20 protein-coding genes are annotated in these 23,492 nt (G+C 70.1%); 8 read left to right on the forward strand and 12 right to left on the reverse strand.

Annotation, left to right across the window (positions count from 1 at the left end):
* Nucleotides 1-293 precede the first annotated feature (293 nt).
* Nucleotides 294-1,331, forward strand: coding sequence for an HNH endonuclease signature motif containing protein (locus ABEA33_RS14140; protein WP_345527428.1), 1,038 nt, complete (start codon nucleotides 294-296; stop codon nucleotides 1,329-1,331).
* Nucleotides 1,332-1,780: 449 nt separating this feature from the next.
* Here ABEA33_RS14140 and ABEA33_RS14145 read toward each other — a convergent pair whose 3' ends face one another.
* From ABEA33_RS14145 to ABEA33_RS14175, 7 genes are read right to left on the reverse strand one after another with little or no spacing between them, the layout of a single operon-like run.
* Nucleotides 1,781-2,932: an acyl-CoA dehydrogenase family protein gene (locus tag ABEA33_RS14145; protein WP_345527429.1), complete on the reverse strand. Its 1,152-nt coding sequence runs from the start codon at nucleotides 2,930-2,932 to the stop codon at nucleotides 1,781-1,783.
* Between the two features lie 10 nt (nucleotides 2,933-2,942).
* Nucleotides 2,943-3,992: an acyl-CoA dehydrogenase family protein gene (locus ABEA33_RS14150; RefSeq protein ID WP_345527430.1), complete on the reverse strand. Its 1,050-nt coding sequence runs from the start codon at nucleotides 3,990-3,992 to the stop codon at nucleotides 2,943-2,945.
* Entirely contained in the window at nucleotides 3,989-5,167 is a 1,179-nt protein-coding gene (locus ABEA33_RS14155; protein ID WP_345527431.1) for an acyl-CoA dehydrogenase family protein, read from the reverse strand. Before ABEA33_RS14155 ends, ABEA33_RS14150 begins: the two co-directional genes overlap by 4 nt.
* Nucleotides 5,160-6,389 (reverse strand): acyl-CoA dehydrogenase family protein, encoded by a 1,230-nt coding sequence (locus ABEA33_RS14160; protein ID WP_345527432.1) that lies wholly within the window; start codon nucleotides 6,387-6,389, stop codon nucleotides 5,160-5,162. Before ABEA33_RS14160 ends, ABEA33_RS14155 begins: the two co-directional genes overlap by 8 nt.
* Before the next feature lie 24 nt (nucleotides 6,390-6,413).
* On the reverse strand, nucleotides 6,414-7,445 hold the full coding sequence (locus ABEA33_RS14165) for a phosphotransferase family protein (protein ID WP_345527433.1): 1,032 nt from the start codon (nucleotides 7,443-7,445) through the stop codon (nucleotides 6,414-6,416).
* A complete protein-coding gene (locus tag ABEA33_RS14170) occupies nucleotides 7,445-8,242 on the reverse strand; it encodes an SDR family oxidoreductase (RefSeq protein ID WP_345527434.1) in 798 nt (265 codons plus the stop codon). The genes ABEA33_RS14165 and ABEA33_RS14170 overlap by 1 nt, the downstream gene beginning before the upstream one ends.
* Nucleotides 8,242-8,994 carry an SDR family oxidoreductase gene (locus tag ABEA33_RS14175; protein ID WP_345527435.1) on the reverse strand — a complete coding sequence of 251 codons (753 nt, stop codon included), beginning with the start codon at nucleotides 8,992-8,994 and terminating at the stop codon, nucleotides 8,242-8,244. Before ABEA33_RS14175 ends, ABEA33_RS14170 begins: the two co-directional genes overlap by 1 nt.
* 48 nt (nucleotides 8,995-9,042) lie before the next feature.
* On the opposite strand from ABEA33_RS14175, the gene ABEA33_RS14180 reads away from it, so the two are divergent.
* Together ABEA33_RS14180 and mgrA are read left to right on the forward strand one after the other, a co-directional pair.
* Complete coding sequence (locus ABEA33_RS14180; protein WP_425577413.1) at nucleotides 9,043-9,669, forward strand: TetR/AcrR family transcriptional regulator; 627 nt, start codon at nucleotides 9,043-9,045, stop codon at nucleotides 9,667-9,669.
* Entirely contained in the window at nucleotides 9,666-10,706 is a 1,041-nt protein-coding gene (mgrA, locus tag ABEA33_RS14185) for an L-glyceraldehyde 3-phosphate reductase (protein ID WP_345527437.1), read from the forward strand. The genes ABEA33_RS14180 and mgrA overlap by 4 nt, the downstream gene beginning before the upstream one ends.
* A gap of 141 nt (nucleotides 10,707-10,847) precedes the next feature.
* Here the strand turns inward: mgrA and ABEA33_RS14190 are convergent, their stop codons facing one another.
* A complete protein-coding gene (locus ABEA33_RS14190) occupies nucleotides 10,848-11,819 on the reverse strand; it encodes a phosphatase PAP2 family protein (protein WP_345527439.1) in 972 nt (323 codons plus the stop codon).
* 395 nt (nucleotides 11,820-12,214) lie between these two features.
* Here ABEA33_RS14190 and ABEA33_RS14195 point away from each other — a divergent pair, with 395 nt between their 5' ends.
* Together ABEA33_RS14195 and ABEA33_RS14200 are read left to right on the forward strand one after the other, a co-directional pair.
* The gene (locus ABEA33_RS14195; protein WP_345527441.1) at nucleotides 12,215-13,909 is read left to right on the forward strand and encodes an ABC-F family ATP-binding cassette domain-containing protein; all 1,695 of its coding nucleotides are present in this window, start codon (nucleotides 12,215-12,217) and stop codon (nucleotides 13,907-13,909) included.
* Nucleotides 13,906-14,934, forward strand: a complete 1,029-nt coding sequence (locus ABEA33_RS14200) for a GNAT family N-acetyltransferase (RefSeq protein WP_345527443.1) — start codon at nucleotides 13,906-13,908, stop codon at nucleotides 14,932-14,934. The genes ABEA33_RS14195 and ABEA33_RS14200 overlap by 4 nt, the downstream gene beginning before the upstream one ends.
* A 103-nt stretch (nucleotides 14,935-15,037) precedes the next feature.
* Here ABEA33_RS14200 and ABEA33_RS14205 read toward each other — a convergent pair whose 3' ends face one another.
* Together ABEA33_RS14205 and ABEA33_RS14210 are read right to left on the reverse strand one after the other, a co-directional pair.
* Nucleotides 15,038-16,306: a S1C family serine protease gene (locus tag ABEA33_RS14205; protein ID WP_345527445.1), complete on the reverse strand. Its 1,269-nt coding sequence runs from the start codon at nucleotides 16,304-16,306 to the stop codon at nucleotides 15,038-15,040.
* A gap of 28 nt (nucleotides 16,307-16,334) precedes the next feature.
* Nucleotides 16,335-16,871, reverse strand: coding sequence for a MarR family winged helix-turn-helix transcriptional regulator (locus tag ABEA33_RS14210; RefSeq protein WP_345527447.1), 537 nt, complete (start codon nucleotides 16,869-16,871; stop codon nucleotides 16,335-16,337).
* A gap of 58 nt (nucleotides 16,872-16,929) precedes the next feature.
* Between ABEA33_RS14210 and ABEA33_RS14215 the strand changes: the two genes are divergently transcribed.
* Both ABEA33_RS14215 and ABEA33_RS14220 read left to right on the forward strand, forming a co-directional pair.
* The gene (locus ABEA33_RS14215; protein ID WP_345527449.1) at nucleotides 16,930-18,171 is read left to right on the forward strand and encodes an MFS transporter; all 1,242 of its coding nucleotides are present in this window, start codon (nucleotides 16,930-16,932) and stop codon (nucleotides 18,169-18,171) included.
* A 114-nt stretch (nucleotides 18,172-18,285) separates the two neighbouring features.
* The gene (locus ABEA33_RS14220; protein WP_345527451.1) at nucleotides 18,286-20,793 is read left to right on the forward strand and encodes a choice-of-anchor A family protein; all 2,508 of its coding nucleotides are present in this window, start codon (nucleotides 18,286-18,288) and stop codon (nucleotides 20,791-20,793) included.
* A gap of 13 nt (nucleotides 20,794-20,806) precedes the next feature.
* Here the strand turns inward: ABEA33_RS14220 and ABEA33_RS14225 are convergent, their stop codons facing one another.
* Nucleotides 20,807-21,379 carry an HAD-IA family hydrolase gene (locus ABEA33_RS14225; protein WP_345527453.1) on the reverse strand — a complete coding sequence of 191 codons (573 nt, stop codon included), beginning with the start codon at nucleotides 21,377-21,379 and terminating at the stop codon, nucleotides 20,807-20,809.
* A 77-nt stretch (nucleotides 21,380-21,456) separates the two neighbouring features.
* Nucleotides 21,457-22,746: a citrate synthase gene (locus ABEA33_RS14230; protein WP_345527455.1), complete on the reverse strand. Its 1,290-nt coding sequence runs from the start codon at nucleotides 22,744-22,746 to the stop codon at nucleotides 21,457-21,459.
* A 281-nt stretch (nucleotides 22,747-23,027) separates the two neighbouring features.
* On the opposite strand from ABEA33_RS14230, the gene rplM reads away from it, so the two are divergent.
* Nucleotides 23,028-23,471, forward strand: a complete 444-nt coding sequence (gene rplM, locus ABEA33_RS14235; RefSeq protein ID WP_028644855.1) for a 50S ribosomal protein L13 — start codon at nucleotides 23,028-23,030, stop codon at nucleotides 23,469-23,471.
* Nucleotides 23,472-23,492: the final 21 nt, after the last annotated feature.

Consider the following 23,492-nt stretch of genomic DNA (forward strand, 5'->3'; position numbering starts at 1 on the left):
GCTAGACCCATGAGCGAAGCACAGCACCACCCCGGTTCCGGGGACGAGTCCGGAGAGTCGCACGACTCCGCGGACCAGGTGCTGGCGGCGCTCCACTCCCACCACCAGGTGGCCACCCAGGTCGAGATCGACAAGCTGAAGCTCGCGGTCCAGTGGGCGATCATGCACCCCGCCGAGTCCATCACTCACGGCGCCGCGACAGTCGACGGCACCGAAGGCGAGTTCGCCATCGCCGGGCCGGGGGCGCCGCTGGTGGCGGAGTTCTGCGTCGCCGACCTCGCGTTGGCCCTGGGATGTCGACCGACGCCGGACGGTCCTACCTCGGTGACGCGATCGAGATCCGGTACCGGCTCCCGAAGATCTGGGCGCGTGTCCTCACTGGCCAGGTCGCGGTGTGGAAAGCACGCAAGATCGCGCACGCCACCACACCACTCTGCGTTGAGGGCGCCGCGTACGTGGACACCCACCTGGCGCATCAGGCGCACCGGTGCTCGTTCGCGCAGATCGACCGCGCCGTCGACGACGCGATTTGCAGGTTCGACCCGGAGGAGGCGGAGAAGCGTCGCCGGCAGGCCGTTGATGGCCGGCACTTCGACGTCGACACCAACCAGGTGTCCTTCGACGGCACCGTGCACGTCGACGCCGAGCTCGACCTCGCTGATGCGCTGGACCTCAACGACGCCATCACCGCCGGTGCCCAGCAGTTGGCTGACCTTGGTTGCGAGGAGACCCTCGACGTCCGCCGCTCGCTGGCCGCCGGGGCACTCGCCCGACACGAGCTCACCCTCGACCTCGAGTCCACCGCACCAGCACCCGACCGTCCGGCACCCCGCAAGCGGGAGCTGATGATCTACCTCCACCTCTCCGCCGACTCGGTCACCGGTGTCGCCGGTGTCGAGAACACCCGCTCCGTGATCTCCGTCGAGCAGGTCAAGGACTGGTGCGCGGGGACCAACACACACGTGACGGTGCGGCCGGTGATCGACCTCAACGCCAACCTGCAAACCGACACCTACCGCCCCACCCCGACCCAGCGGGAGCAGGCGATCCTCACCAACGCCACCTGCGTCTACCCTCACTGCAGCCGACCATCACGGTCCGCCGACCTCGACCACGTCGTGGAGCCCGAGCGCGGTGGCCCGACCGACAGCGTGAATCTCGCGGCCCTATGCCGTGGCCACCACCGCTACAAGACTCATGGCGGCTGGTCCGTCGTACGCACTGGACCCACCACCTTCACCTGGACCAGCCGCTACGGCTACTCCTACGACTGGGACACCCAGCACACCCAGCACACCCAGCACACCCAGCACACCCGACATACCCACTGACACCACCCCGCCGGCACCGCCGGCGGGGTCACAGCCACGTCGAGCTGGGTTCCTCAGTCGCGCCTACTCAGGCAGGACCTTGACGCGAGCCGCGCCCTTGCGACAGGCAAGGAAGTAGCCGGCGCCGACTTCGACAGCGACGAGGATCAGCCAGCGCGCGAGAGTGGTGGGCCGAGACATGGATCCAGATTGACTGCGTCGCGACCGCAGGGCCAACCCGTCCGTGCCTGCACGACCTCAGCCGTGCAGTACCTTCCGGAACGTCGCGCAGGTCTCGTCGACGGTGGCCTGGGCGCCGGGGGAGTGACCGCCCATGTCGACGAAGCCGTGGATCATGCCGTCGAAGGTGCGGACCTCGACGGCAACACCCGCGGCTGACAGCGCCGCGGCGAGGCGATGAAGTCGAGCTGTCCTCGGAGGTCCGGGTCGACGGGCAAGAGAGGTCTCCGTCAGAGGAACGCGTTGACGCCGGTCTCGGCCCGGCCGATGAGCAGCTTCTGGATCTGGCTCGTGCCTTCGTAGAGGGTCATCACGCGGGCATCGCGGAGGTACTTCTCGGCCGGGTGCTCGTCGACGTACCCAGCGCCGCCGTAGACCTGGATCGCGTTGTTGGCGGCACGTACGGCGGCCTCGGACGCGAAGAGCTTGGCCTTCGAGGCGGCGGTGCCGAACGGCTCACCGCGGTCGATCAGGTCGGCACAGCGCCACACCAGCAGACGCGCGGCGTCGGCGTCCACGGACATGTCGGAGATCAGCTCCTGCACCAGCTGGAAGCCGGCGAGCGGCTTGCCGAACTGCTGGCGGGTGGTGGCGTACTCCACCGAGTTCTCCAGGCAGCCCTGCACGATGCCCACGCAGCCGGAGGCGACCGAGACCCGACCCTTGTCGAGGGTGGTCATCGCGATCTTGAAGCCCTTGCCCTCCTCGCCGAGCAGTGCCGATGCGGGCACCCGGACGTCGGACAGGAACAGCTCGGCGGTGGCCTGGCCGCGTAGGCCGAGCTTGCCCTTGATCTCGCGGGCCTCGAAGCCGGGGGTGTCGGTCGGGACCAGGAACGCCGACACGCCACGGGGGCCGTCGTCGCTCGTGCGCGCGAAGATCAGCGCGCAGTCGGCCCAGGTGCCGTTGGTGATGAAGAGCTTCTGGCCGTTGAGGACGTAGTCGCCTCCGTCCTTGCGGGCCCGTGACGTCAGGTTGCCGGCGTCGGAGCCCGTGTCGGGCTCGGTCAGCCCGAAGCACCCGAGGGCGGTGCCGTCGGCGATCCGCGGCAGCCACTCCTGCTTCTGCTCCTCGGTCCCGAATCCCAGCACCGACTTGCCGAAGAGCCCGTTGGAGACCGACACGATGCCGCGCAGGGCGGAGTCGGCGCGGCCGAGCTCCTCCATGCCGAGCACGTAGGTCAGGTAGTCGCCGCCGAGGCCGCCGTACTCCTCCGGGATGGTCAGCCCGAAGAACCCGATCTCGGCCATCTTCGGGATGATGTCGAGGTCGACGGCCTCGTCGCGGTCCCACCGGGTCCGGTGCGGGATCGCCTCGCGGTCGAGGAAGTCACGGGCGAGGTCGCGGAAGGCCCGCTGCTCCTCGTTCAGGGTCAGGTCCATGGTGTGCCTCTCAGGACGGTGCAGGCAGGTCGACGAGTACGGCGAGCGCGGCGCGGTGCGCCTCGGCCGAGCCGAGCAGCAGCGCATCGGCCTTGGCCCGCTTGAGGTGCAAGTGGGCCGGGTGCTCCCACGTCATGCCGATCCCGCCGTGCAGCTGGATCGCCTCCTCGGCTGCGTGCACCGCGGCCTCACTGCAGAACGCCGCCGCCACGGCGACCGCGATCGGGGCGTCAGCGTCGCCAGTCGCCAGCGTCGCGGCGGCGTAGCGGGCGGCCGCGTCGGCCTGCTCGACCTCGGCGTACAGATCGGCCAGGCGGTGCTTGAGCGCCTGGAAGCCGCCGACGACGCGGCCGAACTGACGCCGCTCCTTGAGGTAGCCGATCGTCGTCTCGAGTGCCCAGCGCGCGACGCCGACCTGCTCGGCCGCCAGGAGTCCGGCGCCCATCAGCAGGCCCGCGTCGATGGCGGCGGAGGCGTCCTCGGCCACCAGCATCCGCTCGGCCCCGTCGAGGTCGACCGTGGCGAGGGGACGGGTCATGTCGAGGGAGCCGACGGGGGTGACGGTCGCGCCGCGTACGGCGTACAGCGCGTCGCCCTCGGGCAGGAGCAGCACGTCCGCGGGCAGTCCGACGGTCGTGAGGGCGGCGGCACCGTGCTGCCGCGCCGTCGGCCGGACCAGCAGCGCCGCGGTCTGCTCGCCGCTCGCCAACGAAGGCAGGATCGTCTCGTCGCCGAGCGCCACCAGGACGGTCGTCGCGACGACGCTCGAGGTCAGGTACGGCGAGGGTGCGGCAGCGCGGCCGATCTCCTCGAGCACGGCCCCGGCTTCGCGGGCGGATGCGCCGGCACCGCCCAGCGACTCGGGCACGAGCAGCCCCGGCAGGCCGAGCTCGACGAACGCCGACCACAGGGGGCCGGACACGTCGTCGGTGCCGTCGTACAGCCCGTTGAGCCGGTCGGGCGGCGCGTGCTTGTCGAGCACCTTGCGGACCGAGGCGCGCAGGTCGGTCTCGACGTCGTCGGCGAGGAGGTCGACCTCCGCCGGAGGAGTGAGGGTCATCGGGGAAGGTCCTTCCAGGGCACGTCCTTGTCGACGCGGTGCTCGGTGGGCAGGCCGAGGATGCGCTCGGAGACCACGTTGCGCAGCACCTCCGACGTGCCGCCCTCGATGGAGTTGCCCTTGGCGCGCAGGTAGCGGTAGCCGGCATCCTTGCCGAAGAAGTCGACGCGGGTCGGCCGGCGCATCTCCCAGCTCTCGTAGCGCAGACCGTCGTCAGCGAGCAGGTCGACCTCGAGAGCCGAGAGCTGCTGGTTGATCCGGGCGAAGGACAGCTTCATCGCCGAGCCTTCGGGACCGGGTACGCCGGCGGCCAGCTTCTGCCGCAGCCGGGTGGCCGTGATGCGGGCGACCTCGGTGTCGATCCAGCCGCGCAGCAGGCGTTCGTGGGTCTCGGGCGTGCGCAGCTCGGGCCGGGTGCGCCAGGTCTCGGCGACGTTCATGACCATGCCGAACTCGCGGGGGAAGGCGCCGCCGCCGATCGCGACCCGCTCGTTGGAGAGCGTCGCGTTGGCGACCTTCCAGCCCTCGCCGACCTCGCCGAGCCGGTCGGAGTCGGGGATCCGGGCGTCGGTCAGGAAGACCTCGTTGAACTCGGCCTCGCCGGTGATCTGGCGCAGCGGCCGGACCTCGACGCCCGGATCGTGCATGTCGAGGATGAAGTACGAGAGCCCTGCGTGCTTGGGCTGGTCGGGGTCGGTGCGCGCGATCATGATCGCCCGGTCGGCGATGTGCGCCGAGGACGTCCAGACCTTCTGGCCGTTGACGATCCAGGTGTCGCCGTCGAGCATCGCACGGCTGGACAGGCCTGCGAGGTCGGACCCGGCGCCGGGCTCGGAGAAGAGCTGGCACCACACCTCCTCGCCGCACCACAGCGGTCGCAGGTAGCGCTGCTTCTGCTCCTCGGTGCCGAAGGCGAGGATCGTCGGCGCGGCCATGCCGAGACCGATCCCGATCCTGCGCGGGTCGTTGTCCGGTGCGCCGGCCTGGTAGAACGCCTTCTCGACGATCGGTTGCCTGCCGCGTGGCAAGCCCAGGCCGCCGAGACCCTCGGGGAAGTGCACCCACGCCAGCCCGGCGTCGAAGCGGGCGTGCAGGAAGTCGAGCCGCTCGGTCGACTCGGGCGGGTGCTCCTGGAGCAGCGCGGAGACGCGCGACCTCAGCTCGGTCTCATCCATCGGCGGTGTGCCTCGCGATCTCGGTCTTGGCCAGGGAGTTCTTGTGCACCTCGTCCGGTCCGTCGGCGAACCGCAGGGTGCGGATGCCGGCGTACGCCGAGGCGAGCGGGAAGTCCTCGGACAGCCCGCCGGCGCCGTGCACCTGGATGGCCTTGTCGAGGATCCACTGCACGGTCTGCGGCGTCGCGATCTTGATCGCCTGGATCTCGGTGTGCGCGCCGCGGTTGCCGACGGTGTCCATCAGCCAGGCGGTCTTGAGCACCAGCAGTCGCAGCTGCTCGATCCGCACGCGGGACTCGGCGATCCAGTCCCGGATCACGCCCTGGTTGGCGAGCGGCCGGCCGAAGGCGACCCGAGACGCAGCCCGCTTGCACATCAGCTCGATGGCCGCCTCGGCCACGCCGATCGCGCGCATGCAGTGGTGGATGCGGCCAGGACCCAGGCGGGCTTGGGCGATCGCGAAGCCGGCACCCTCCTCGCCGATCAGGTTGGAGACCGGGACGCGGACGTCGGTGAAGCGCAGCTCGGCGTGACCGCCGTGCTCGTGGTCGTCGTACCCGTAGACCGTCATGCCACGGATGACCTCGAGGCCGGGAGTATCACGCGGCACGAGCACCTGGCTCTGCTGGCGGTGCCGCGACGCGGACGGGTCGGTCTTGCCCATCACGATCATGATCTCGGCGTGCGGGTTCATCGCGCCGGTGATCCACCACTTGCGGCCGTTGAGGACGTACTCGTCCCCGTCGCGCTCGATCCGGGTCTCGATGTTGGTGGCGTCGGAGGACGCGACGTCGGGCTCCGTCATCGCGAACGACGACCGGATCTCAGCGGCCAGCAGGGGCTTGAGCCAGCGCTCCTTCTGCTCGGGCGTCCCGAAGAGCGACAGCACCTCCATGTTGCCGGTGTCGGGCGCCGCGCAGTTGAGCACGGCGGGCGCGAGGTGCCCGGCGTGGCCGGTCAGCTCCGCGAGCGGGGCGTACTGCAGGTTGGTCAGCCCGGGGCTGTCGGCGTGCTCCTTGGGCAGGAAGAGGTTCCACAGCCCGAGCTCGCGGGCCTCGGCCTGGAGCTCCTTGAGGACGGGCGCCTCCGACCACGCCCAGCGGTCGTCGCTCGCCGCGAGCTGGTCGTGGAAGACCGTCCCGGACGGCACGATCCGCTCGGCCATGAAGGTCGAGAGCTTCTCGTGCAGCTCGGTGGTCTTGTCGTCGAGACCGAAGTCCATGATGTCCTCTCAGTGCGTGCGTGATCAGTGGTGGTCGAGCGCGTCGAGGCCGGCCGCGATCAGGGGGTCGAAGCCCGCGCCGATCTGGTCGAATCCCTCGCCGACGGTCTGGCCCTGCAGGTAGCGGAAGTTGATGCCCTCGAGGATGACCGCGAGCTTGAAGTAGGCGAGTCCCAGGTGGAACCCCATATCGCCCAGGTCGCGACCGCTCGCCGCGGCGTACCTCTCGAGCTGGGTCGCGGTGTCCGGGTAGCCGGGTGCAGTGCTGACGTCGGAGACCAGGCCGCTGCCGGGCAGGGAGGCAAGCCGGTCGTAGACGAGCAGCAGCGCGACGTCGGTGCGGGTGTCACCGAGGGTCGCCATCTCCCAGTCGACGACGGCCTTGATCCGGTCGTCGTCGCCGGTGAGCAGGTTGTCGAGGCGGTAGTCGCCGTGCACGATCCCGACGACCGCGGGGTCGTCGGCAGGCACCCGCTCGGTGAGGCGGCGGTGCAGGTCCTCGGCGTCCGGGTGCTCGCGGGTCTTGGAGCCCTCGAGCTGCTTGCCCCAGCGGCGTACCTGCCGCTCCAGGAAGCCCGCCGGTCGCCCGAACTCCTCGAGCCCGACGGCGGCCGGGTCGACCGCGTGCAGGGCGGCGAGCACGTCGACCATCCGGCCGGCGATGGTGGCGGTGCGCTCGGGTCCGAGCGGCTCGAGCTGGGTGCGGTTGCGGTAGGCCGTGCCGAGGATCCGCTCCATCACGTAGAACGGTGCGCCGAGGACGTCGGGGTCGGCGCAGTGGGCGTACGTCGTCGGCACCGGCACGTCGGTCGGCACCAGGGCGCTCATCGCGGTGAACTCGCGACCCATGTCGTGGGCGGTGGCCTGCACGTGGCCCAGGGGAGGGCGCCGGACGATCCACCACGAACTGCCGTCGGTGACCTCGTAGGTCAGGTTGGACCGGCCACCGGCGATCACCTGGCCGCTGAGCTCCCCGGCGATCTCGCCGGGCCGCTGGCCGTCGTACCAGCGTCGGAAGGCGTCGAGGTCGAGGCCGGGGATGTCGGACTTCTCCATCACAGTGCTCCTGCGTCGTCGACCTTCTGCTGCAGCCGCCGCATGCCACCGAGCCAGCGGTCGGTGTCGGCGGCCCGGGCGGCGTAGTAGTCGGCCACCTCGGGATGGGGGAGGACCAGGAAGCGGCCCTCGGCGATGGCGGTGACCGCCGCGTCGGCGACGGCCTCCGGCGGCAGCGCGCTGTCGCGAGACAGCAGAGCCTGCAAGGGTCCTGCGTCCTCGAGCATCTTGGTCTGCACGCCCTGCGGGCAGATGGCGTGGACGTCGACACCGCGGGCGCCGTACGTCACCGAGAGCCACTCGGCGAAGCCCACCGCGGCGTGCTTCGTGACGGAGTACGGCGCGCTGCCGATCATCGTGAGCAGTCCGGCCGCCGAGGCGGTGACGACGAAGCGGCCGCCGAGGCCGTCCTCGAGCCACCGCGGCACCAGCTCGCGGGCGGCGCGCACGTGGGCCATCACGTTGACGTCCATGATCCGCTCCCAGACGTCGTCCGGGGTCAGCAGGCTGTCGGGTCCTCCGGCGCCGTCGATGCCGGCGTTGGCGAAGAAGACGTCGATCCGGCCGAGGGCCTCGGTGGCTGCGTCGATCACCGCGCGCACGCCGTCGGCGGACGAGACGTCGCCCGGCACCGCCGTACCGCCGATGTCGGCGGCCACCGCCCGGGCGTTGTCGGCGTCGAGGTCGTTGACGACGACGCGCGCTCCCTCGGCGGCCATCCGGGTGGCCAGCGCGCGGCCGATGCCGCGGCCGGCGCCGGTGACCACGGTGCCCTTGTCGGTGAGCTGTTCGGACATCAGACGCCGCCGGTCAGGGTGACGCCACCGTCGAGGACGACCGTCTGGCCGGTGAGCCAGGCGGCGTCGTCGGAGAGCAGGAAGGCGACCGAGCCGGCGACGTCCTCAGGCACGCCGAGCCGCTTGAGCGGGTAGGCGCGGGAGACCTCCTCCTCGCGGCCCTCGAAGAGCAGGCTGGCGAACTGGGTCTTCACGACTGCCGGAGCCACGGCGTTGACCCGGATGGCCGGGCCGAGCTCGACGGCCAGGGACTCGGTGAGACTGATCATCATCGCCTTGGAGGCGCCGTACATCGAGATGCCCGGCGCGGGCTTCACACCGGACACCGACGAGATGTTGACGATCGCGCCGCCGTGCTCGGACATCCAGGCGCCGTACGCTTCCTGCGTCCAGGCGAGCGCACCGAGGGCGTTGACCTCGACGATCTTGCGGGCGGCGCCGAGGTCGATCTCGATCAGCGGCCCGGCGACCGGGTTGATGCCGGCGTTGTTGACGAGGAAGTCCAGGCTGCCGAACGTCTCGATGGTGCGGCGTACGGCGTCGGCGCGGTGCTCGGGGTCGTCCGCCTTGCCCGCCACGGCGATCGCGTGGGCGGGGCCGCCGAGCGCGGCGATCGCCTCCTCGAGCGCCTCCGGCTTGCGGGCCGTGAGGCACACCCGGGCGCCCTCGTCGACCAGCCGCTGGGCGATGCCCAGCCCGATGCCGCGGCTGGCTCCGGTGATGATCGCGACCTTGCCGTCGAGTCCCTGCACGCTGTGTCTCCTTGTCGTTTCACTAAGCGCTTGCTTACCATGCGTGTTGTGAGTGCGTCCACCCCCGCGGCCCCGTTGCTGCCCGACCAGCCCGATGCCCGGACCCGGCTCGCCCGGGCGGCCGTCGAGGCATTTGCGGATCGGGGGTTCCACGGCACCACGACCCGCGACATCTCGACCGCGGCGGGGATGAGCCCGGCCGCGCTCTACGTGCACCACCGCTCCAAGGAGGAGCTGCTCTACGAGCTGTCCCGGCTCGGCCACGAGCGGGTGCTGGAGATGGTGCGGGAGTCGGTGGCCCGCTCGGAGGATCCGGTCGAGCAGCTCGGCACCCTGGTCGAGGACTTCGTCCGTGACCACGCCGTCGTCCACACCGGCGCGCGGGTCATCAACTACGAGCTCGCCGCCCTCAGCGAGGAGCACCTGGCCGAGATCGTGGCGATCCGGCACGACATCGACCTGGTGGTCCGCGGTGTGGTCGATCGGGGCGTCGCCGCCGGTGTCTTCCACACCCCGGACGCCCACATGACGGCGCTCGCCGTGCTCTCGCTGGGGATCGACGTGTCCCGGTGGTTCCGCGACGAGGGTCGTTGGACCCCCGACGAGGTCGCCGTCCACTACCGGCTGCTGGCACTGCGGATGGTGGGTGCCGACGGTGGCAGGATCGAGCCATGAGCTACGAGGCCGCCACCAATCGCTATGACGCCGAGACCGGGATGCGCTACCGCCACGCGGGGCGCAGTGGTCTCCAGCTCCCGGCGATCTCGCTGGGCCTGTGGCAGAACTTCGGGACCGACCGGCCGGAGGAGACCCAGCGGGCCATCCTGCGGCGGGCCTTCGACCGCGGCGTGACCCACTTCGACCTCGCCAACAACTACGGCCCGCCGTACGGCCGCGCGGAGGAGAACTTCGGGCGCTACCTCAAGGACGACTTCGCGCCCTACCGCGACGAGCTGGTCATCTCCACCAAGGCCGGCTACGACATGTGGCCCGGCCCCTACGGCCAGGGCGGCGGCTCGCGGAAGTACGTGCTCGCCTCGCTGGACCAGTCGCTGGGCCGGATGGGGCTCGAGTACGTCGACATCTTCTACAGCCACCGCTTCGACCCGGACACGCCGGTCGAGGAGACGATGATGGCGCTGGATCAGGCGGTGCGGCAGGGCAAGGCGCTGTACGCCGGCATCTCGTCGTACTCCGCGGCGAAGACCACCGAGGCGGCGTCGATCGCCCGCGAGCTCGGCACGCCGCTGCTGATCCACCAGCCGTCGTACTCCATGCTCAACCGCTGGATCGAGGAGGACCTGCTCGATGAGCTCGAGGAGCAGGGCATGGGCTGCATCGTCTTCTCGCCGTTGGCCCAGGGGCTGCTGACCGACCGCTACCTCGACGGCGTGCCGGCCGACTCCCGGGCGGCACGCGACGGCTCCAGCCTCGGGGGTGACCACCTCGAGGAGTCGAAGCTGCGCCACGTGCGCCGGCTCAACGAGATCGCCGAGGCGCGCGGGCAGAAGCTCGCACAGCTCGCGCTCCAGTGGGCGATCCGCGACCCGCGCGTCACCTCGGCCGTCATCGGCGCGTCGAGCGTCGCGCAGCTGGACGCGAACCTCGACGCGCTCGCGTTCCCCGAGCTGACGGACGAGGAGCTCAGCGCCATCGACGAGGACGCCGTCGAGGCGGGGATCAACCTGTGGGCGAAGTCCACCGCCGAGTGAGCGCCGCACTCAGGGCGCCGTGCACATGACATGGGTGCCGCGAGGGCACGGAGCGCTGCGGGAGAGCTTCGGTGTCGGAGCGGAGTGATCACCGTGGCAGCATTTCGCACAGTCCGGCAGGGTCTTGCGCAGTTTCGTATATCAGATATGACTGGGCGCGCGGTCTCGGCTGTTCTCCCACCGCTGGCAGCCGACCAGCACCACGACCGCCAGTGCGGCGCCCGCGAGCACGTCGATCACGTAGTGCTCGGCGTAGTAGACGAGCGCGGTGGACATCGCGAGCGGGTAGAGCGCGAGCAGCCAGCGCCAGGGGGAGTGCAGCCGCTGGATGCCGTAGATCGCGATCAGGAAGGTGATCCCGGCGTGCAGTGACGGCATGGCGGCGACCGGGTTGCCGACCCCCTGGAGCACCACGTCCATGCGCCCCAGCCCGATGTCGTGCCAGCCGCGTCCGGTGATCCGGACGACGTCGGCGTGCAGCCAGCCCTCTTTCGATGCCATCCACGGTGGCGCCATCGGGTAGGCGATGTAGACGACGAGGGCGCCGAAGTTGATGATCACGTAGCGCCGCATCCACTTGATCCACTCGGCCCGGTTGCGCACCCACAAGATGGCGGCGATCGTCAGCCCGGTGACGAAGTGCGTGGCGTAGACGGTCGTGAACAGCACGTCGTACCAGCGCGGTTCGCTCGTCCTCAGGCACGGGTCCCCGCACAGGGCGTGCTGCAGACGCTCGGTCGGCGTCTGCCCGAACCCGATCCACTCGTCGAAGTGGATCGGCATGTAGACGTGCACCGGCAGGCCGAGCTCGTCGGTCAGGCCGCGCGTGAAGAAGTAGATGACCAGGCCCGCGACCGGGATCCACCAGTCCTTGAGGAAGTTCAGGTGGTAGCGGGGCTGGGCCTCGATGTTCCAGGCAACGGTGCCGAGCCAGAGCCAGAGGAAGACCCCGATGGTGTCGTTCGGGATGCCCAGCGTCTCCGACCAGAGGACCAGCAGCGCGGCGTACACCAGCATCGCGGCGAGGCGGACCTTGCGGCGCGTGCGCGGATAGGCGATCGGTCGGAGGGAGCTGGCGAGCTCGTGCTCGTCCTCGTCAGCTCCCCGCGTCATGCAGGGATTCTAGGGAGCCGCTCGACCGCACGCCTGACCGGCCACCATGCTGGCGCTCCGGGCGGGCGCTGCGCCCGGGTGGGAGGGATTCTTGTGCCGCCGGTGACAAGAATCCGGTGTGTCTCGGGGGACGCCTGTGCAGGCGGCGACCGGAGGTGCTTGTCTGACGACGCAGTCCGGACAGATCGGGAGGACGGAGTGGTCGACAGGCAGCGGGTCACTCTGGCGAGGACGATGTGACCAGGCTCAAGGAAGCCGGTCTTCCCGTTGGCCCTGCCACCCGTTCGGCGCACCTGATCGACCTGCCGTGCTCAGTCGGGCTGGATCGTATTCGGACGAGGCGCGCGGTAAAACCGAATGGCCGGGAGCCCGCCGATGGCGGACAATCCTTCGACGTGGGACATGTGGACGTGGCAGGGGTGCGGTACGAGCTGCCGGACGGCAGGGTGCTGCTGGACGACGTGTCGTTCCGCGTGGGCGAGGGCGCCAAGGTCGCGCTGGTCGGCGCGAACGGCGCCGGCAAGACCACCCTCCTGAGGATCATCACCGGCGAGCTGACGCCGCACGCCGGCGTCGTGACCCGATCCGGTGGCCTCGGGGTGATGCGCCAGATGGTCGGCGCCGGTCTCGGTGCCGAGCCGACGGTCGGCGACCTGCTGCGCAGCGTCTCGCCGGTGCGCGTCCGTGAGGCGGCGGCGGAGGTCGACCGCCTCGAGCTCGCGCTGATGGAGAGCGACGACGAGAAGACCCAGATGGCGTACGCCCACGCGCTGTCGGAGTACGCCGACGCTGGTGGCTACGACATCGAGGTCACCTGGGACGTGTGCACGATGGCGGGCCTCGCCGTCCCCTACGACCGCGCCAAGTACCGCGAACTGCGCACTCTCTCGGGCGGTGAGCAGAAGCGGCTGGTGCTCGAGTTCCTGCTCCGCGGTCCCGATGAGGTGCTGCTGCTCGACGAGCCCGACAACTTCCTCGACGTACCCGGCAAGATCTGGCTCGAGGGCCGGATCCGTGAGTCGGACAAGACGATCCTGATGATCAGTCACGACCGCGAGCTGCTCGACAACACCGCGACCCGCGTCGTCACCGTCGAGCTCGGCCACGCCGGCAACCTGGTCTGGACCCATCCGGGCGGCTTCTCGTCGTACCACGAGGCGCGTCGCGACCGGTTCGCGCGCTTCGAGGAGATGCGCAAGCGGTGGGACGAGGAGCACGCCAAGATCAAGGCGCTCGTGCTGCGACTGAAGATCAAGTCCGAGTACAACGACGGCATGTCCAGCCAGTACCGCGCGGCCCAGACGCGGCTGCGCAAGTTCGAGGAGGCCGGCCCGCCGACCGAGCAACCACGTGAGCAGCAGGTCTCGATGCGTCTCAAGGGCGGTCGCACCGGCAAGCGGGCCGTCGTCTGCGAGGGCCTCGAGCTGACGGGCTTGATGAAGCCCTTCGACCTCGAGGTCTGGTACGGCGAGCGGGTGGCCGTGCTCGGCTCCAACGGGTCCGGCAAGTCGCACTTCCTCCGGCTGCTGGCCGCGGGCGGAAGCGACCCCGACGTCGAGCACCGGCCGGTCGGCGAGGTCGCTATCAAGCCCGTCCTGCACCAGGGCAAGGCCAAGCTCGGCGCCCGGGTGCGCCCGGGCTGGTTCGTGCAGACGCACGAGCACCCCGAGCTGATCGGACGGACCCTCCTCGAGATCCTGCACCGCGGCGACGGGCATCCCGACGGTCGCGCCGGCATGGGCCGCGAGCAGGCCGCCCGGGTGCTCGACCGCTACGAGCTGGCGCATGCGGGCGAGCAGCCGTTCGAGTCGCTCTCCGGTGGCCAGCAGGCGCGCTTCCAGATCCTGCTGCTCGAGCTGTCGGGCGCCACCCTGCTGCTGCTCGACGAGCCGACCGACAACCTCGACGTGCAGTCGGCCGAAGCCCTCGAGGAGGGGCTCGAGGCGTTCGACGGCACCGTGCTGGCGGTTACCCACGACCGCTGGTTCGCTCGGGGCTTCGACCGCTTCCTGGTGTACGGCGCCGACGGCGAGGTCTACGAGTCGGACGGTCCGGTGTGGGACGAGACGCGGGTGCAGCGGTCGCGATGACCGGGCTCGAGATCGTCGAGCTCGACGTGCACGACGACGAGGCGTTCGACGCCTGGCACCACGCGTACGAGGCTGCTGAGCGGGCTTCGGGACCCGACGTCGCCGCGCCCTGGCAGCTCGAGGAGGTTCGGGCGCTCATGCAGCGCACGGGTCAGCGGTCCTGGGACGGTGGCTACTCCGGGGCGGTCGAAGGGCGCCTCGTGACCGTCGGGTGGATCCGGCTCTCACTCCTCGACAACACCGACCGCGCCCAGTTGGCCGTCTACACGCCTCCGGAAGCACGTCGTCGCGGCTATGCGACCGCGATGCTCGCCCACCTCGAGGCGGTCGCTCGCGAACGCGGCCGCACAACCATGTCCGGCGAGAGCTCCTGGCCGTACGCCGTGGGCCCGTCCGGCGCCGGACAGCCGGGTCCCGAGTTCGCGCGGACCGCCGGCTACGCCCTCGCGCTCGGCGACGTGAAGCGCCGACTCGAGCTGCCCGTGCCTGACGAGCTCCTGGACCGGCTCGCGGTCGAGGCGGCCGGCCACCACGAGGGTTTCACCTTGCACTCGTGGGTCGGCCCGGTCCCCGACGAGCTGGTCGACGGGTGGGCCCAGCTCACCGGGACCCTGATCACCGAGGCGCCCACCGGCGAGCTCGACGTCGAGCCGGAGTACGCCGATGTCGCAACCGTGCGCGAGGGCGAGGACCTACTGGTCGCCCAGGGACGCACGAAGTACAACACCGTCGCGCTCGGCGCCGACGGCGACGTGGTCGCGTACTCCGACCTCGTGACCACCGTGCACGAGCCGGGCAGGGCCTACCAGTGGGGCACGCTGGTCCGCCAGGACGCGCGGGGACATCGGCTCGGGCTGGCCGTCAAGGTCGCCAACCAGCAGCTGCTCCAGCGCGAGCGACCCGACGTGCGAGAGCTGATCACCTACAACGCCGAGGTCAACAGCCGGATGATCGGCGTCAACGAGCGGCTCGGCTTCGTGCCGGTGGCTCGGCTCGGGGAGTTCCAGAAGGTGCCCAGGAGATAGACCAGTGAAAAGGGCTCCACCGGCTGACGGGAGACGGGCCGGTCAGCCGGTGGAGCCCCAGGCCCCTGCCTGTCTTGGGCGCAGGCAGGGGCGGTCTGGTGGGTCAGGACTTGGACGTGGTGGCGTCCGAGTCGAGGGTGAGCTTCGCGGTCTTGGCGTCGCCACCGCTCGTGTAGGTCACGGTGACCTCGTCGCCCGGACGGTAGGACCGGATCGTCGCGACCAGAGAGTCGGGGCCGGTGATCAGCCGGTCGTCGACCTTCGTGATCACGTCGCCCTTCGCGATGCCCGCCTTGTCGGCGGTGGATCCGGCCGTGACGTCCTGGACCGAGGCGCCCTGTACGACCTCCGCGCCCTCCTTGCTGGCGACGGGGCCGACGGAGATGCCGAGGCGGGCGTGGGTCGGGGTCTCGCCCTTGCTCATCTGGTCGACGATCGGGAGCACCTCGTCGATCGGGATCGCGAAGCCGAGGCCGATCGAGCCGGCCTCGCCCTCGCTCGAGCTGGCGGTGCGGATCGAGGAGTTGATGCCCACGACGTTGCCGCTCATGTCGACCAGCGCACCGCCGCTGTTGCCGGGGTTGATCGCGGCGTCGGTCTGGATGGCGGGGTACGTCGTGCTGTTGCCGGCGCCGTCGGAGCCGACGTCGACCGGGCGGTTCAGCGCGCTCACGATGCCGCTGGTGACGGTGGAGTCGAGACCGAACGGCGAGCCGATCGCCACGACGCCCTCGCCGACCTTGAGGTCCTCGGACTTGCCGATGGTCGCCGGGGTCAGGCCCGAGACGCCTTCGGCCTTGATGACCGCGGTGTCGGTCAGCGGGTCGGCGCCGACGACGCTCGCCTTGGCAGAGGAGCCGTCGTTGAAGAAGACGGTCATGGTGCCGCCGTCGCCGGCGATCGCCGCGACGTGGTTGTTGGTGAGGATCTCGCCGTCCGAGCTGAGGATGATCCCCGAGCCGGAGCCGGCACCCTCGCTGCCACTGACGTCGATCTTGACGACCGACGGGAGCACCTTGGCCGCGACCTGCTCGACCGAGCCGTCGGCGACGGGGGACTCGGGGGTGTCGACGACCTGGGAGGTGCTGTGGTCACTCGGGCCGGCGGAGCCGCCGGAGGCGTCGTCGTCGTACGCGTTCCAGGCGGCTGCGCCACCGACGCCGGCTGCGCCACCGACGACCAGGGCGGTCGCGACGACCGCGGCGGCCAGGCCGGCGCGACGGGGACGCTTCTGGGCCGGGAGGGTCGCGGTCTGCGGGGCGGCGGCGTACGGCGAAGCCGGGGGGCCTTCCGGGCGGGGACCCTGCGGGGCAGGGTACGAGAAGTACGGGTTCTGCGGTCCTTGCGGGGGAGTCGTCGGCTGGTCGGTCATGCCTCCACTGTGTGGGCGTTGCCTGTGATCAACCTGAGACGTCCCTGGACGCGCTAGAAGAATCGGTCTCGGTCGCCAGCGTCATCTTCTTGAGCAGCGCCGCCAGGGTGGCGCGCTCCTCGTCGTCGAGAGCGTGCACGATCTCGTGCTCGGTCCGGCCGCGCAGGTCCATCGCCCGGCGCCAGATCGCGGCTCCGCTCCGGGTGATCTCGATGCTGACGCGGCGCCGGTCGTCAGCATCGGCGCTGCGCTGGATCCAGCCCGCGTTCTCGAGCGCGTCCAGGCGGCCCGTCATGCCGGCGTTGCTGATGCCGAGGTCGGCGGCCAGCGCCGAGGGGCTCGCGAGGCCGGGGGTGTCCCGGATCATCAGGTGGTGGAGGGTGTCGTACTCGAAGTCCTGGAGCCCGACCTCGACCAGGGCCTGCTGGGTCGTCAGCTTGAAGTACTGCTTGAGGCGGCCGATCCGGACCACGATCGCCTCGACGTCGTCCTCGAACGCGACGTCGATCCAGTGGTCGCGCCAGCGCGCGACGTGTCGGTCGGTCCAGTCCTCGCCTTCGGTCACGGGAAAATGCTACTCCCTTCGGTGGCGAATAGTTCGCCAGCGAAGTAATATCCGGCGGGTGCACGATCGTCTGCCCGCCTTCCGCCACCGGGACTTCCGGTTCCTCGTCGCGGGTACGGCGTCCAGCTCGCTCGGCAACGCGATCACCCCGATCGCCCTCGCCTTCGCCGTGCTTGACCTCGGCGGCTCGGCCACGGACCTCGGCCTGGTCGTGGGCGCCTTCGCGCTGGCCGACGTCGTCACCGTGCTCTTCGGCGGCGTGCTCGGCGATCGGCTGCCACGCAAGCTGATGATGGAGGGCTCGGCGGCCGGCAGTGCCCTGACCCAGGCGGTCCTCGCGGCGTCGTTGATCGCGGGCTTAGCCACGATCCCGATGCTCGGCATCGTCGGCGCGCTCAACGGCTGCCTGTCTGCGCTCAGCCAGCCGTCGTCGCGGGCGATGACACGCGAGACCGTCCCGCCCGAGCACCTGCCCTCGGCGGTCTCGGCCCGATCGCTTCTCCAGACAGGTGCGGCCACGGTCGGGTACGCCGTCGGCGGCGTCCTGGTCGCGGTCGCCGGCTCGGGCTGGGCCATCGGCGTCGACGCGCTGACCTTCGCGATCGCGGCGTACTGCTACTCCCGGCTCCGGGTGCCGCACACCCGCGCGGACGGACCACGCGCCTCGATGCTGGCCGACCTCGGCGACGGTGCGCGCGAGGTGCTCTCGCACCCGTGGCTGTGGCTGCTCATCGGGCAGGCGATGCTCTACCACCTCTTCTACGGCGGTGCGCAGACCGTGCTCGGCCCGATCGTGATCGGCGACGAGTTCGGTCGCTCCTCCTGGGGGCTGGCGATGGGCACGCTGATGGCCGGTTTCGTGGTGGGTGGCCTGGTGTGCCTGCGCTGGCGTCCGCGCCGCAGCCTGCTGATCGGGACCATGCTGCTCAGCCTGACCGCGCTCTTCCCGATCGCGATGGCGCTGTCCGACCAGCTCTGGGCAGTGCTCCTCGGTGCGTTCCTGCACGGCTTCGGGCTCCAGGTGTTCGACGTCTTCTGGGACCTGTCGATCCAGCAGAACGTCGCGCCCGACAAGCTGGCCCGGGTCTACTCGTTCGACATGGTCGGCTCGTTCGTGGCGCGTCCGCTCGGGCTCGCGCTCACCGGTCCGATCGCGGTCCTGGTCGGCTACCAGGAGTGGCTGCTCGTCGTCGGTTGCGTGATGGGCGCCTCGTCGCTCCTGGCGCTGACGTCAGCCGACGTACGTCGTCTCGTCCGCGATCCTGCGCCGGAAGTCGACCCGGAGCGGGTCGCGGCCTGACCGTCGGAAACTCAGATTTCCCGCAAGGTTGGCCGGCGAGCGCCGGTTCAGTTGTCGGCGCGTCGGTATTGCTGCCAGGGTTGAACCCAACGACCTAGCTGGGGGGTTACCGTCGTGGGGGGAACTGCTGCACGCCAGCGCGCTGTCAGCGCGCTGAGGGTGCCGATCATCATGTCCGTGGTCGCGTCCGCGGCGCTCGTGGCCGCCGTCGCGCCGCTCAATGGCCGCGCCGACGCGACCACGACATGCACGTCCGGCGTCACCACGTCCAACGCGTTCGGTGCCGCCACTGGCTGGACCGAGTTCGTCGAGGGCAACGGCACGCGCGGCTCCGAGTCCGAGGGCGCCATCGCGTACGGCGGCAACCACACCGCGGGCGGCATGACCGTCGGCACGCGGCTGCCCTCCGGGTTCGCGGCGTCGTCGCCCGCGCTGGTCGTGGCGGGCACGCAGGGCAGCTACAACCTGCAGAAGGGCAGCGCCTACCTCTCGCCGGAGTCGGGCGTGAACTTCAACGGCGGGTCGGGCACCGGCTACCTCACCGGCAACCCGATCGACTTCGCGACGGCCTTCGGCCACCTGCGGACGCTGTCGATCCAGTGGGGCGCGGCTGCCGCGACGGGCACGGTCTCGGCGGGCGTGACCGGTGGCAACAACGCGCTGGTCCTGTCGGGGTCGAGCGCCTCGCTCAACGTGTTCAACCTGTCGACCAGTGACGCCGCCGCACTGGCGAGCGGCCGGCACCTCGGCCTGAGTGTCCCGGCGGGCTCCGTCACGATCATCAACGTGCCGGGCGCGACGCCGACCATCGGTGGGCAGGCCTGGCTGGGCAGCGGCTCGAGCTGGGGCCAGGCCAACGACAACAACATCAAGGACGACTACGCGGGCCTGGTCTGGAACTTTCCCCAGGCCAGCACGGTGACCGTCAGCTACGGCTCGGCGTTCCCCGGCACGATCCTGGCGCCCAACGCCGCGGTCACGATCGCCTCGGCCGGCCACACGATCGGCCAGGTCGTCGCGCAGAGCTTCGTGTCGGGCTTCGAGACCCACCAGAACCTCTTCCCGGGCGAGGCCTGCGTCCCGTCCCCGCCGAGCACGCCTGGCACCTCCGACGTCACGATCACGAAGTCCGCGTCCAGTGCAACGCCCTCCGGCGGTGCCACGGTCACCTACGCGCTGACCGCGACCAACATCGGCAACGCCACCGCGACCGGCGTCGTGATCCGCGACGACCTCCCCGCCGACGTGACGTTCGTGTCGGCCCAGTCGCCGTGCACCCAGTCCGGCGGTGTGGTCGCGTGCAACGTCGGCTCGCTCGCGGCCGGTGCCTCGGTGAGCAAGACGATCACCGTGACGGCCAACCCGATCGCCGGGGCCGGCGCCAGCTCCGACCCGCAGGCGACGCACTGGCTGACGCCGTACAAGGCGGAGGCCCAGGTCGACCTCGAGGCCGGCCAGCAGCGCACGATCGCGCTGAGCTGCCACAGTGGCGACTACCTGAGCGACGGCCAGTTCCGCGTCGACCACGTCGACCAGGGCACCGGGACGATCCGCGACGTCAAGATCCTCAGTGCGCGAAGCGACAGCGCGTCGTCGTGGAAGGGCGTCATCCGCAACGACGCCGCCGGTCGCGCCCAGGCCAAGGCGTTCATCGTGTGCCTGCCGAAGCAGACCGAGGCCAACGGCGGCCACAGGCACAGCCTCTCGGTCGACACGGCCGTCGTGACGACCTCAGGGTCGTACGGCGTGGGCCGGTCGACCGCGAGCGTCACCTGCCCGGCCGGCACCGTCCCGGTCGCGCCCGGCTACGACCTCTCCTCGGCGAGCGCCGAGCTGGCCGGCTCCGAGCACACGTCGTCCGTGCCGCGGAAGTGGACCTTCACGATCGACGCGACGGCCCCGGTCACCGCGACGTTCTCTGCTCGCTGCCTGCGTACGACGGTCGACCCGGTCAACGGCCACACCCACGAGCTCAAGCTCACGCACGTGGTGCAGACCGTGTCGGTGCCGGGCACGACCGCGGCCGAGGGCAACGAGTTCCAGGTCATCTGCCCCGACGACGCGAAGGGCGTCGTGGCGACGTTCGACCTCCCGCCGGGCGTGCACACGTTCGGCAACGACCCGCGCCTCAAGGCGCGCGCGTTCCGCCTGTTCAACGACACCGGGATCGCGCAGAACGCGACGGTCGACCTCGTCTGCCTGCACGACCGGACCGGCACCGAGCGGTCGGGCTCGCCCTCGCCGGTCGAGGTCGTCAACGTGGCGACCGTGACGTCGACGTCCGCCGACGCCAATGCGACCAACAACGCGGCGAGCGCGACGATCACCGTGCAGCCTGGTGGCGCGACCGTGGCCGCGAGCGGGTTCCTCCGGATCAAGGGCTCGAAGGCGAAGGTCGCCGTGCTCTCGTCGCTCAAGGGCAAGGGGCACGTCAAGGTCAAGGTGGGCAAGAAGGTCGTGGCCACCGGCAAGGTGAAGCTGCGAGCCGGCAAGGCCACCGTCGCCACCCTGAAGCTGTCGAAGAAGGACAAGCGGAAGGTCGCCGAGGCCGGCACCGTGCGGGTCGTGGTCGACCCGGCGCGTGGCAGGACGATCACCACCAAGGTGAAGGTGCGCCGCTGACCAGACCGGCCGCTCAGACCGGCAGGCCGCGCCTGCGCAGCTCGGCGCGCAGCGTGTCCGCGTCGGTGAACACGATGGCGTCCATGCCCAGCCCGGCCGCGGCGTCGACGTTCGCCTGCCGGTCGTCGACGAAGACCAGGCGCTCCAGCGGCAGCCCGCTGCGCTCGGCGACGATCTCGTAGGCGCGCGGGTCGGGCTTGGCGGCCGAGACCTCGCCGGAGACGACGACGTCGTCGAAGAGGGCGAGGAAGTCGAACCGGGCCGGTGCGTGCGGGTAGAGCTCCGCGGACCAGTTCGTCAGGCCCAGCAGCGGTACGCCGCCGGCGTGCAGCTCCCGGACCACGTCACCCATCCCGGCGACCTCGCCGAGCAGCGAGTCGGCGAAGTGTGCCCGGTACGCCAGCGCGTGCTCGACCCAGTGGGGGTGCGTGCGGCGTACGGCGTCTTCGGCATCGCCCCAGCTGCCGCCGGAGTCCGGGCCGTGGTTCCAGGCCATGAAGTCGAAGTCGGCGGCGTCCAGGAAGCGGCGCGCCTCGACCGGGCCCACGCCCGCCGCGATGGCGGCGTACGGGTCCCAGTCGATCAAGACGTTCCCCAGATCGAAAACGACCCCGGACGGCGTGCCGTCCGGGGTCGTCTCGTAAATCTCGGGGTGAGCTCCGCTCACTTCCAGCGCTCGGACGCCGGCACGAATTCCAGGCCGCGGTCGCCCATGTAGAGCTGCTTCGGGCGCGCGATCTTCTGCTCCTTGTCCTGGACCAGCTCGGACCACTGGGCCAGCCAGCCCGGGGTGCGGCCGATCGCGAACAGGACCGTGAACATCTCCGGCGGGAACTGGAAGGCCTCGTAGATCAGGCCCGAGTAGAAGTCCACGTTCGGGTAGAGCTTGCGCTTGATGAAGTACTCGTCCTCGAGCGCGATCTTCTCGAGCTCCTTGGCGATCTCGAGGAGCGGGTTGACCCCGGTGACCTCGAAGACGTCGTCGCAGGCCTTCTTGATGATCGTGGCGCGCGGGTCGAAGTTCTTGTAGACCCGGTGGCCGAAGCCCATCAGCTTCTCGTTGCCGTTCTTCACGCCCTCGATGAACGCGGGGATGTTCTCCTTGGTGCCGATGCGCCGCAGCATCCGCAGCACCGCCTCGTTGGCTCCGCCGTGCAGCGGACCGTAGAGGGCACCGACGCCGGCCGCGACCGCGGAGTACGGGTCGACCTGCGAGGAGCCGACGGAGCGGACCGCGTTGGTCGAGCAGTTCTGCTCGTGGTCGGCGTGCAGGATGAAGAGCACGTCGAGGGCCTTCACCAGGCGCGGGTCGGCCTCGAACTTCGACTCGCTCATCTTGAAGAGCATCGACAGGAAGTTGGCCGTGTAGCTCAGGTCGTTGTCGGGGTAGACGTACGGCTTGCCCTGCGCGTGCCGGAACGCCCAGGCGCCCAGCGTCGGCATCTTCGCGATCATCCGCACGATCTGGATGTGCCGGTTCTCGGCGTCGCTGATGTTGCGCGCGTCGGGGTAGAACGTCGACAGGGCCCCCACCGACGCCATCAGCATCCCCATGGGGTGCGCGTCGTAGCGGAAGCCCTGCATGAACGACTTGACGTTCTCGTGCACGAACGTGTGATAGGTGATCTCGTGCACCCACGCCTCGTACTCCGCCTTGCTGGGGAGCGTGCCATGGATGAGGAGATAGGCGACCTCGAGGAAGTTGGACTTCTCGGCCAGCTGCTCGATCGGGTATCCCCGGTACTCCAGGATCCCCTTCTCGCCGTCGATGTAGGTGACGGAGCTGCGACAGGACGCCGTGTTGACGAAGCCCGGGTCGTAGACCGCGAGCCCCGGGGAGTCGTCGCCTGCCTTGATCTTGCCCAGATCCGCGGCCTTGATGGCGCCGTCGGCGATCGGGACGTCGTACTCCTGTCCGGTGCGGTTGTCACGGACGGTGAGAGAATCAGTCACCCTCTCAACTTAGTCGGCGCTGTGTCGGCATGCGAACCCGGTGTCCGTAGATGGCACTGTGATGTTTTCGTCAGCGGCAATTCGACACCGTCCGTACGGCGCCCGTACTCTTGTCAGTCGCGCCTCCTGCCGCGCTCCGACCCCGCCACGGGATCGGGGTGCAGACCCGAACGCTCTGCTCATCACGAGCGGCGAGCCGGGCAGTGTTCGTCAGAGGGCGTCGCATCATCACCCGTGCGGCACAGGGTCACACGGGACCTACGAACGAAGGAAGTTCCTCCGTGCGCACGTACGCCCCCAAGGCCGGCGACATCACGCGTGAGTGGCTCGTCATCGACGCCACCGACGTGGTCCTCGGCCGCCTCGCTGCTCAGACCGCCAATCTCCTGCGCGGTAAGCACAAGGCGATCTTCGCTCCCAACGCTGACACCGGTGACTTCGTCATCATCATCAACGCTGAGAAGGTCGCGCTCTCCGGTGACAAGAAGGTCACCAAGATGGCCTACCGCCACTCCGGCTACCCGGGTGGTCTGTCTGCCACTCCGATCGGTGAGGTCCTCGAGAAGGACGCCCGCAAGGCCATTGAGAAGGCCGTGTGGGGCATGCTGCCGAAGAACAAGCTCGGCCGCCAGGTCCTCAAGAAGCTGAAGGTCTACTCGGGTCCCAACCACCCGCACCAGGCCCAGCAGGCCACTCCGTACGAGATCAAGCAGATCTCCCAGTAATCGCCCCCATCTCGAGCAGAG

This window comes from Nocardioides endophyticus (assembly GCF_039543845.1).
GTDB lineage: Bacteria > Actinomycetota > Actinomycetes > Propionibacteriales > Nocardioidaceae > Nocardioides > Nocardioides endophyticus.